Origin of the sequence: Nonomuraea sp. MG754425 (assembly GCF_021699195.1) — a bacterium.
Lineage (GTDB): Bacteria > Actinomycetota > Actinomycetes > Streptosporangiales > Streptosporangiaceae > Nonomuraea.
The window spans coordinates 35,915-46,039 of record NZ_SSXE01000065.1 but is presented as its reverse complement, the minus strand read 5'-3'; the positions used below and the strand labels follow the sequence as shown (position 1 = coordinate 46,039).

General features: G+C 73.0%; 8 protein-coding genes. 5 read left to right on the top strand and 3 right to left on the bottom strand.

Annotated features, from left to right (window positions below; all coding sequences use genetic code 11):
* The first annotated feature begins 165 nt into the window (after positions 1 to 165).
* Genes FAF44_RS22780 through FAF44_RS55890 form a run of 4 tightly spaced genes read left to right on the top strand, consistent with a single transcriptional unit; the run spans position 166 to position 5,439 of the window.
* The gene (locus tag FAF44_RS22780) at positions 166 to 2,286 is read left to right on the top strand and encodes an alpha-galactosidase (protein ID WP_237105253.1); all 2,121 of its coding nucleotides are present in this window, start codon (positions 166 to 168) and stop codon (positions 2,284 to 2,286) included.
* Positions 2,287 to 2,322: 36 nt separating this feature from the next.
* Positions 2,323 to 3,618 (top strand): ABC transporter substrate-binding protein, encoded by a 1,296-nt coding sequence (locus FAF44_RS22775; protein WP_237105252.1) that lies wholly within the window; start codon positions 2,323 to 2,325, stop codon positions 3,616 to 3,618.
* A 28-nt stretch (positions 3,619 to 3,646) separates the two neighbouring features.
* Positions 3,647 to 4,570, top strand: coding sequence for a carbohydrate ABC transporter permease (locus FAF44_RS22770; protein ID WP_237105251.1), 924 nt, complete (start codon positions 3,647 to 3,649; stop codon positions 4,568 to 4,570).
* Positions 4,567 to 5,439 carry a carbohydrate ABC transporter permease gene (locus FAF44_RS55890; RefSeq protein ID WP_237105250.1) on the top strand — a complete coding sequence of 291 codons (873 nt, stop codon included), beginning with the start codon at positions 4,567 to 4,569 and terminating at the stop codon, positions 5,437 to 5,439. Before FAF44_RS22770 ends, FAF44_RS55890 begins: the two co-directional genes overlap by 4 nt.
* A 21-nt stretch (positions 5,440 to 5,460) precedes the next feature.
* Here FAF44_RS55890 and FAF44_RS22760 read toward each other — a convergent pair whose 3' ends face one another.
* From FAF44_RS22760 to FAF44_RS22750, 3 genes are all read right to left on the bottom strand, one after another.
* Positions 5,461 to 7,044, bottom strand: coding sequence for an ABC-F family ATP-binding cassette domain-containing protein (locus FAF44_RS22760; RefSeq protein ID WP_237105249.1), 1,584 nt, complete (start codon positions 7,042 to 7,044; stop codon positions 5,461 to 5,463).
* Between the two features lie 159 nt (positions 7,045 to 7,203).
* Positions 7,204 to 8,034 (bottom strand): hypothetical protein, encoded by an 831-nt coding sequence (locus FAF44_RS22755; RefSeq protein ID WP_237105248.1) that lies wholly within the window; start codon positions 8,032 to 8,034, stop codon positions 7,204 to 7,206.
* A 135-nt stretch (positions 8,035 to 8,169) separates the two neighbouring features.
* On the bottom strand, positions 8,170 to 8,715 hold the full coding sequence (locus FAF44_RS22750; protein ID WP_237105247.1) for a hypothetical protein: 546 nt from the start codon (positions 8,713 to 8,715) through the stop codon (positions 8,170 to 8,172).
* Between the two features lie 145 nt (positions 8,716 to 8,860).
* On the opposite strand from FAF44_RS22750, the gene FAF44_RS22745 reads away from it, so the two are divergent.
* The gene (locus tag FAF44_RS22745; RefSeq protein ID WP_237105246.1) at positions 8,861 to 10,009 is read left to right on the top strand and encodes an acyltransferase; all 1,149 of its coding nucleotides are present in this window, start codon (positions 8,861 to 8,863) and stop codon (positions 10,007 to 10,009) included.
* Positions 10,010 to 10,125 lie beyond the last annotated feature (116 nt).

Below are 10,125 nucleotides of genomic sequence, written 5' to 3'. Positions count from 1 at the left end.
CCCCCTGCCCGGCCGCTGCTGACCCGCGCCTTCGTGCTGCTCCCGGCTGAAACGGGCCGGTAACGATCCCGCAAAGAGGGCTTCCCTCCCCGGCGTGTGACCGCTCACACTGAGGCTCAAGCATGTGACCGGTCACATGGCGAGCTGAGGAAAGCGAGACTCTTGATGCCTGCTGACGTCGTGGAGACCGTGCGCTGGGGTCACAGCGGCCTCACCGCCGTGCTGGAGGTCCACCCGGACCGCCCCGTGACGCTGCGCGAACTGTCGGCCGGAGCCGCCCCCACCCTGCCCGCGGGCGGCTCGCAGCCACTGGTGGAGGTGCTGGTCCCCGGAGCGGGCCGGGCCAGGGCCTCCCAGCGGCTCTCGGAGACGGCGGTGGGCTGCCGGTTGCGCCACACCGGCACCGAGCGCTCGTACGACGACGGCTGGCACGAGCTGCGCCTCCGCATGCGGGACGACACCTCGGGACTCGACGCCGAGATGGTCCTGCGCTCCCCCGACGGCGTGGCGGCGGTGCAGGCCCGGGTCCGGGTGACCAACACCGGCCAGAACCCGGTGCCGCTGCTGGCGGTCACCTCGTTCGCGGCAGTCTTCCCGGTCCGGCCGGACGGAACCCAGGACCGCCCCGTGAACGACCTCGACCTCCTGTACGCCGACAGCGAGTGGCTCGGCGAGAGCCGCTGGACCCGCCGCCCGCTCGGCGACCACGTCCCCGGCCTGGGCCTGACCGGCCACGGCCAGCACGGCAAGGGCACGTTCGCGCTGACCAGCGCGGGCACCTGGTCCAGCGGCCGGCACGTCCCCATGGGCGGCCTGACCGACCGCGGCACCGGACGTACGTGGCTGTGGCAGATCGAGCACAACGGCCCCTGGCGCTGGGAGACGGGCGAGCGGCTGGACGGCGTGTACGTGGCCCTGTCCGGCCCGACCGACCTCGACCACCAGTGGAGCCAGCCGCTCGCGCCCGGGGAGTCGTTCACCACCGTGCCGGTGGCGCTCGCCGTGTCCGGCGAGGGGGTGGAGGGCGCGGCGGCGGCGCTGACCGCCTACCGCCGCGCGCTGGTGCGCCCGCACCCCGACCGGGCCGCGCTGCCGGTCGTCTTCAACGACTACATGAACACGCTGATGGGCGACCCCACGACGGACAAGCTGCTGCCCCTCATCGACGCCGCCGCGGCGGCCGGGGCGCAGGTCTTCTGCGTGGACGCCGGCTGGTACGACGACGGCGGCGACTGGTGGGACAGCGTCGGCGAGTGGCGGCCGTCCCGCAGCCGGTTCCCGCGCGGCCTGGAGGAGGTCCTGGCCCGCGTCACGGGCCACGGCATGACGCCCGGCCTGTGGCTGGAGCCCGAGGTCATCGGCGTACGCAGCCCGATGGCCGGCGAGCTGCCCGCCGAGGCGTTCCTCCAGCGCGGCGGCGTCCGGCTGACCGAGCACGGCCGCCACCATCTGGACCTGCGCCACCCCGCCGCCGTCGCGCACCTCGACCGGGTGGTGGACCGCCTGGTCGGGGAGCTGGGCGTCGGCTACTTCAAGCTCGACTACAACATCGACCCCGGCGCCGGCACCGACCTGGACGCCCCCAGCGTGGGCGCGGGCCTGCTCGCGCACAACCGGGCGCACCTGGCCTGGCTGGAGGGCGTCCTCGACCGGCACCCCCACCTGGTGCTGGAGAACTGCGGCTCGGGCGCGATGCGCATGGACTACGCCATGCTCGCCCGCCTCCAGCTCCAGTCGACCAGCGACCAGCAGGACTTCCTGCGCTATCCGCCGATCGCCGTCGCCGCGCCGCTGTCGCTGCTGCCCGAGCAGGCCGCCAACTGGGCCTACCCCCAGCCGGGGATGACCGACGAGGAGATCGCCTTCACGATGACCACCGGCGTCCTGGGCCGGCTCTACCTGTCGGGCAACCTGCACAAGATGACGCCGGGGCAGCTCGCCCTGGTCCGCGACGGCGTCCGGCTGCACCGGAGCCTGCGCGCCGACCTGCTGCGCGCCACGCCCTGCTGGCCGCTCGGCCTGCCCGGCTGGGACGACCCGTGGCTCGCCCTCGGCCTGCGCGCCGGGGACGTCCTCCATCTGGCGCTCTGGCGTCGGCCCGGAGCCGCGGACACCACCGTGCTGGCGCTGCCCCACCTGGCCGGGCGCGAGGTGGCCGCCGAGATCGTCTACCCCGTGGCGGCGGGCGGCTGGGCCTGCTCGTGGGACCCGGAGGCCGCCAGGCTCACCGTCACCGCCGCCGCCCCCGCGCCCACCGCCCGGATCCTGCGCCTGGGCGCCCTCTGAAAGCCCGTTCCGAACCCCGATCAAGGAAGCCGAACCGTGAAGCTCGCACAGCGTGTCGCCGCCGCGTCGGCGCTCGTCCTGGCCGTCGCGGCCTGCAGTGACCCGTCCGCCGGGCCCGCCGCCGGCGGCCCGCCGACTGCCTGGCCCGACCCCACCGCCCGCCTGGACGGAGTGACGCTCACCATCTGGGCCGCCCAGAACAGCAACACCGTGCCCAAGGCGGTGACCGACGCCTTCACCCGGGCGACCGGGGCCGAGGTCGAGATCGTCACGATCCCCGATCCGTACGAGCAGGGCGTGCAGACCAAGGTGGCCACCGGCGACCAGCCCGACCTGGCCTTCTGGCAGCCGACGGCGTCCATGCTCACCGCGCTCAACGCCCGCGCGAACCTCCAGCCGCTCGACGGCGCGCCCTGGGCGGCATCGCTCGCGCCCGAACTGCGCGACATGACGGGCCTGCTGGACGGCACCCGCTACGCCGCGCTGATCACCAGCCCGGCGGTCGAGGGCGTCTACTACAACAAGCGGCACGTCAAGGAGGCGCCGAAGAACTTCGACGAGCTGGTCGAGGTGGCGCGCGCGCTCAAGGGCAAGGGCGTCACCCCGTTCTTCGAGATGGCCGGCGACAAGTGGGCCACCCAGTGGTGGGTGCAGGTACAGCTCGCCGACGCGGCCAAGAACGGCCTGTGGGAGCGGGTCAACACGGGCAAGGAGACGTTCGAGGACCGCACGATCCTGGACGCGATCAAGAAGTACCGGGCGCTGATCGACGAGGGCCTGTTCAACTCCGACATCAAGACGGCCACGTTCGAGGACCAGGGCGAGGCGCTGCTGTCGGGCGAGGCGGCCATGGCCGTGCAGGTGACCTCGTTCTTCGGCCAGCTCCAGGCCAAGGCCGGCACCGCGGAGCTGGACGAGAAGATCGGCTTCTTCCCGATCTCGCCGTCGGGGAACGTGGGCACGTTCATCCCCGACCAGTCCAACGCCCTGGTCGCCTTCCGCACCGGTGACGCCCAGCGGGAGCAGGCCGCGCGGCAGCTCCTGGCGTACTGGATGGGGCCCGGCTACGCCGCGTTCGTGGCCGACCGCAAGACGGTCTCGCTGCGTACGGACGTGCCCACGCCCGCCGGCGTGCCGCAGGCGCTGCTGGACGTGCACGCCTCGCTCGGCCAGGCGGCCGGGTCGATGCAGGCGCTGGCCGTGGCCAACCCCGACCTGTACCTGAACCTGGCGGACATGATCACCGGCAGCCTCACCCCCGAGCAGGTGGCCGCGGCCACGCAGAAGCAGTTCGCCCAGTTGGCCAGGGCCGCCGGGGCCACCGGCTTCTGACGTCCGCCACCTCGCCGAGGAGTCACCCGTGCAGCAGACGCTCGCCCGCCCCATGACAGCCGCCCGGAGGGCGCCGGCCACGATCGCGCGCGGCCGGACGCACCCGATGTGGTTCCTCGTCCCGGCGTTCGCGATCCTGTTCGTCTTCTTCTTCCTGCCGACCCTGTTCAACTTCGTCTACGCCTTCACCGACTGGTCCAGCTTCAAGAGCGAGATCCGCTACGCCGGGTTCGGCAACTTCGCCGCCCTGCTGTCGGACGGGACGCTCGTCACCGCGCTGCGCGTCACGATCGTCTACGCCGCGCTGGTGGCGCTCTTCCAGAACCTGTTCGGCTTCGGCCTGGCCGTGCTGCTGGAGCGGGACACCTGGCTCAACCGGGCCGCCCGCCTGGCCTTCCTCGTCCCGGTGCTGATGTCCGCGCTGGCCGTCGGGTACGTCTTCCAGGCCCTGCTCAAGCCGGACGGCAGCGTCAACGGCCTGCTCTCGGCGCTGACCGGCCGGGAGGTGGACATCGCCTGGCTGGGCAGCACGACGTGGACGCTCGTGCTGGCCGCGGCCATCCACGCCTGGAAGTGGATGGGCCTGTCGATGCTCATCTACCTGGCCGGGCTCAAGACGATCCCCGAGGACGTCACCGAGGCCGCCCGCATCGACGGCGCCACGCCCTGGCAGGCGTTCTGGTCGATCCGCTTCCCGCTGCTGGCCCCGGCCGTCACCTTCAACGTGGCCACGGCGCTGCTCGGCTCGATGAACGGGTTCGACATCGTCCAGGCGCTGACCGGCGGCGGCCCGGCCCGCAGCACCGAGATCCTGAACATCTTCATCTACCGCACCTTCGGCCAGGGGCTGTTCGCGCAGGCCACGGCCATGAGCCTGGTGTTGTTCCTCATGGTCGCGCTGCTGGCCTTCCCCGTCATCCGCGTCCTGCGCAAGAGGGAGGAGATCCTGTGACGGTCCCCGCGTTCGGTTCCGCCGCCAACCGCGGCCGCTCTCCGGTGTCGCGTGGCCTGGCGGCCCGGCTGCGCCCGTTCGCGGTCGTGGCGCTGGTCGTCCCCGTGATGGGGGTGCCGCTGTGGCTGGTGGTCGTCACCGCCGCCAAGTCGCAGGGCGAGGCCCTGTCGCCGGACCTGTCGCCGCCGTCGGAGTGGCGGCTGTGGGAGAACCTGGCCCAGGTCTGGCAGCAGGGCGAGGTGCCGGTGGCGTTCCTGGGCAGCCTGCTGGTGGTGGGACCGTCCGTGGCGCTGGTGCTCACGTTCGGCTCGATGGCCTCCTGGATCCTGGCCCGCCGCGCCGGCCGGCTCAACGCCGTGCTGTACGCGCTGGCCATCAGCGGCATCGTGCTGCCGCCCGCCGTGGTCACCATCGTGCTGCTGCTGCGCCAGCTCGGCCTGGCGGGCAGCCCCGCGGGCATGATCGGCGTCTATGCCGGCATCTACCTGTCCACGGTGATCTTCTTCGTCACCGGTTTCGTGCGCACGGTGCCGCTGTCGCTGGAGGAGGCCGCCCGCATGGACGGGGCGGGGCCGGCGCGGGTGTTCTTCTCGGTGATCCTGCCGCTGCTGCGGCCGGTGCTGGCCACCGCCACCATCCTCATCTGCCTGTACGTCTGGAACGACGTCTTCTACGCGTTCTTCGTCGTCGGCGGGCGGCTGGACACGCTGCCGCTGAACCTGTTCCAGGTGGCCAACGCCGGGCTGTACCTCAACAACTGGCACCTGATCTTCGCCTACATCATCCTGATGAGCCTGCCGCTGCTGGTGGTCTTCGCCGTGGCGCAGCGCCGGATCATCTCCGGCATCACCGGCGGCGCGGTCAAGTGAGCGGTCACGCGAGCGGGGCCGTCAGGCGAGGGTGACCAGGCCGGCGTGGCCGTCGTGCCAGAGGTCCTCGGTGCCGTCGGGCAGCAGCAGCACCCGCTCGGGCCGCAGCGCCTCGACGGCCTCCTGGTCGTGGGTGACCATGACCATCGCCCCCTGGTACGCCGCGACGGCCGCCAGCACCTCGGCCCTGGAGGCGGGGTCGAGGTTGTTGGTCGGCTCGTCGAGCAGCAGCACGTTGGCCCGGGAGCTGACCAGCCCGGCCAGCGCCAGCCGGGTCTTCTCCCCGCCCGACAGGACGGCGACCGGCTTGTCCGCGTCGTCGCCGCCGAACAGGAACGACCCGAGCACCGCCCGCGCCTCGCCGTCGGTGAGCCACGGGGCGGCGGCGGCCAGGTGCCCGCCCACGGTGGCGGCCGGGTCGAGCGTGTCGTGCTCCTGGGCGAAGTAGCCGAGCCGCAGGCCGTGGCCGGGCACGACGCGTCCCGAGTCCGGTCGTTCGTGCCCGGCCAGCAGCCTGAGCAGGGTGGTCTTGCCCGCGCCGTTGAGCCCGAGCACGACGAGCCGGCCGCCCCGGTCGACCGCCAGGTCCACACCGGTCAGCACGGGACGGCCGCCGTACGACTTGGCCAGGCTGATCGCGCCGAGCGGCGTGCGGCCGCTGGGCGCCGGCTCGGGCAACCGGATGCGCGCCACCTTGGCCTCGCGGCGGGCCGGCCGGGCCTCGGCGAGCATGCGGTCGGCGCGGCGGGCCATGTCCCTGGCGCGTACGGCGGTGCCGGACCGGGCGCGCATGCGGTCGGCCTGCTCGTGCAGCGCGGCGGCCTTGCGCTCGGCGGCGGCGCGCAGCCGGGCCCGGCGCCGGTCGTCGGCCGCGCGGTCGGCCAGGTAGGTGTGCCAGCCGGTGTTGTGCGTCTCCAGGCTGCCGTGCTCCAGGTGCCAGACCCGGTTGACCACGTCGGCCAGCAGCGTGGTGTCGTGGCTGATCAGGACCAGGCCGCCGGAGTGGCCGAGCAGGAACGAGCGCAGCCAGGCGACGGAGTCGCCGTCGAGGTGGTTGGTCGGCTCGTCGAGCAGCAGCACGCCCGGTTCGGCGAACAGCACCCTGGCCAGCTCGACGCGCCGCCGCTGCCCGCCGGACAGCGTGCCGAGCGGCTGGTCGAGCACCCGGTCGGGCAGGCCGAGCCCGGCGGCGACGCGGGCGGCGCGCGCCTCGGCCGGGTACCCGCCGCGGGCCTGGAACTCGGCCTCGGCCCTGGCGTAGCGGGCCATCGAGCGCTCGTCGCCGGAGCCGGCGAGCGCGGCCTCGGCGGCCCGCAGGTCGCGCAGCGCCGCGTCGAGGCCGCGCGCGGACAGGATGCGGGCCATGACCGCGCCGCCGGGGTCGGCGGCGGCCGGGTCCTGGGGCAGGTAGCCGACGGGGCCGGTGCGGACGATGTCGCCGGCCGCGGGAGGCAGCCGTCCGGCGAGGGTCTTCATGAGGGTGGTCTTGCCGGCGCCGTTACGGCCGGCCAGGCCGACGCGGTCGCCGGGGGCCACGTGGGCGGTGACGCCGGACATCAGCAGGCGGGCGCCGGCGCGCACGTCGAGGCCACGGAAGGTGAGCATGGGATAACACTCCGGAACTGTCAGCGGACACACGGGTGGCGTGGAAGCGGGTGTGCCGGCTAAGAGGTCCGGGTGGCGTGCATGCGGCTCAGTGTAGAAGGGCGTCGCGCCGGCCTGCCACGGGTTTTCCGCCGGCCGGCGCGGGAGGGTGCGGGACGGTCAGTTCCAGATGCCCGGAACGCCGCTGGGCACGTCGTTCCTGACCTCGGCGCGGTCGATGGCGTCGCCCCGCAGCGGGAGGAGCACGCTGACCTCGCGGCCCCAGTCGGCGAAGCGGGTGTCCGACTCGACCTGGACGGTGGTCTTGGCGACGGGCAGGGTGGCCTTGACCGACACCCGCCGCACCAGGCCGCCGTCCCCGAACCAGAGGGTGTAGGAGAGCTTGCCGGTCTTGAACCGGGTGCCGTAACGCGCGGCGAACGGGGCGGAGGCGGCCGCGAGCTTGGCGGGCTTGATGGCTCCCTTGAGGATCCCGTCCTTCCACGAGGTGCGGGCGGCGACCAGGGCCTTGAGCGTGGCCGGGTCGAGCACCTCGACGAGCAGGTTGCTCGGCGGCTGCTTGACGCCCGGGTAGCGCACGTGGCTCACGTTCTGCGACAGCAGCGCCTGCTCGACCACCGGGCCGGAGACGTAGCTCACGTTGCCCGAGGAGATCAGCCGGACGGGGCCCGCCTGCAGCCCCTCGGTCTCCTTCGGGCTGGACTTCTTCATCTCGCGCAGCAGCTTGGCGCTGTACTGGACGGTCTGGCCCAGGTCGGAGGCGACCGGGCCGCGCGCGCCGAAGCCGATCGTGCCGTCCACGGCGGAGCTGACGACCCGGTCACCCGGGTACGTGATCTTGGCCGTGGCCTGCAGGTTGACGGCTCGGCCCGGCGCTAACTCGGCCCTGAGCGCCTTGACCGGATCGGTGGCGGATGCGGCCTGCGCGGGCATGGCGGTGAGCTGCACCACGCCCGCGACCACGGCGACACCGACAATGGTTCGCTTCATTGGTTTCCTTGGGAACGGTCCGAAAAGACGCGAATAATCTGGTGCATCCTAGATCGTCCGTCAAGCTGATCCGCCGGATCGGTCTGACCGTTCCCGATGTCCGCGGTCCCGCGGGCGGGGCCGCGGACATCGCGCTCAGGCCGGGAAGTCCTTCGGGGAGACCCCGGTGGTGCGCGCGTTGCCGCCCCTGACCGTGTGCAGGGTCAGCGACCAGCCGGGCAGAGTGGTCGCGGTGGTCCGGAACTTCAGCTTCTCGTTGAAGCGCTGGTAGACGGGGTTCCTGGTGAACCTGCCCTTCGAGGTGCTGAAGCGGGTGCCGGTCGTGAAGTAGATCCGGTACGTGCCGTCCCTGACGTCGGTGATGGTCGCCGTGGACTTCGCGCGGACGTAGATGCTGATCGCCTTGGTCTTCCCCCTGACCAGGGCCACCACGCCGTCGCGGGCGGCGCCGTTCTTGATCTTGAGCCTGCCCTGACCGCCGCTGATGCGGTCGTAGAGGATCGTGCCATTGCGCGGGCGGGCCAGGGCGGACGCGTCCGCCGTCAGCGTCACCGACGTCGTGACGGTGGCTGCGGTCGTTGCGGAGGCGACGGCCGGGGGTGCGCTCAGCAGCCCTCCCGCCAGCGCGACCGCGGCTACGACACCGGTGCGCAGGGCGGGTCCTTCGAGAAGCCTCTTCACAATGAAACATCTCCTTCGTGACGCATGGTCACCGCAAAAATAGAAGAAACCCGCCCAATCCTGCACCTGGTATTTCCCAGGGGCGCGGGCGGATGTCGTGGCGGGTTAAGGAGGGGTGTGTCCCTTATGGCCTAGACTGCGGCAGATGTTCTCGGGGCCCGCCCGGCTGGCCTGGTTGGACGCCCTGCGGGGACCGGCCGCGCTGGCCGTCACCATGCACCACGCCGGCTGGACGTTCATCCCGGCCGTCTGGGCGGAGGTGGACCGCCGCATCGATCTCGGCTCGTGGGGCGTGCTGGTGTTCTTCCTGGTCAGCGGCTACATCATCCCCGCCTCCCTGGAACGGCGCGGCGACCTGCGCGCCTTCTGGACCGGCCGCGCGTTCCGACTCCTCCCGCTCCTCCTGGCCGCCTGCTGCCTGGCGCTGCTCCTCGCCGCCACGGGCGTGCTGCCCCTGCCGCCGGGCCTCGGCGAGCGACCCTGGCCGCTGGTCGTGCTCGGGAACGTGACGATGCTCCAGGAACTGCTCAACCTGCCCGCGGTGATCAACGTGACCTGGACGCTCTCGTACGAGATGGCGTTCTACCTGATGAGCGTGGCCCTGTACGCGGTGCGGCAGGCGCACCGGTCGGCGGGGGCCGCCGTCGCGCTGGCGCTGGCGGCGGTGCCGCTGGGCCTGCTGCTGCCCAAGGCGTCGATCGGCGGCCGGGCCGACCTGGCCGCCGCGCTGCTCGGCCTCGCGGCGGTCGCCGCCGTCGTGGTGACCGCGCTGGCCGCCGGTCGGGCGCGTACGGTGGCGGCGGTCGCGGGCGGGCTGCTGGGGCTGGCGCTGGTGGTGCTGGGCAGCCGGGGCGGCACCTGGCAGGGCGTGATCGTCCTGGCCACGATGTTCGCCGGGACGGCGATCTACCGGGCCGAACAGGGGACGATCTCCTGGCGCGCCGCCGGGATCGCGGTGGCGGCGGTGCTGGGCTGCGGGATCCCGGCCAAGGACGACCCCGCCTGGATCCCGGCGATCGTGCTGGCCTTCGGCGCGTTCGCGGTGGCGTACGCGCTGCGCGGGCGGGCGTTCCCGCGCTGGCTGCCGTGGCTCGGGCTGATCAGCTTCTCCCTCTACCTGCTGCACCCGATGCTGCTGCACGTGCTGCCGAACCTGCCGCTGTTCCTGCTCGTCCTGGTCCCGCTCAGCTTCCTGGCCTACCGCCTGATCGAACTCCCGGCCCAGCGGCTGGGGCGGCGGGTGGCCGGGCGCGGCCGGTCCGCGACGAGCGCACGGACCGGCGACCCCGGGTGAGACCGCGCGGGCGGCCCGCACGAGGCTCGTACGAGCCGCGACGCGAGGCCAGGGTGAGACCGCTCGAACCGTGACGTGAGGCCCGGGTGCGGTCGCGGGGCCCGTGCCGCGCGACC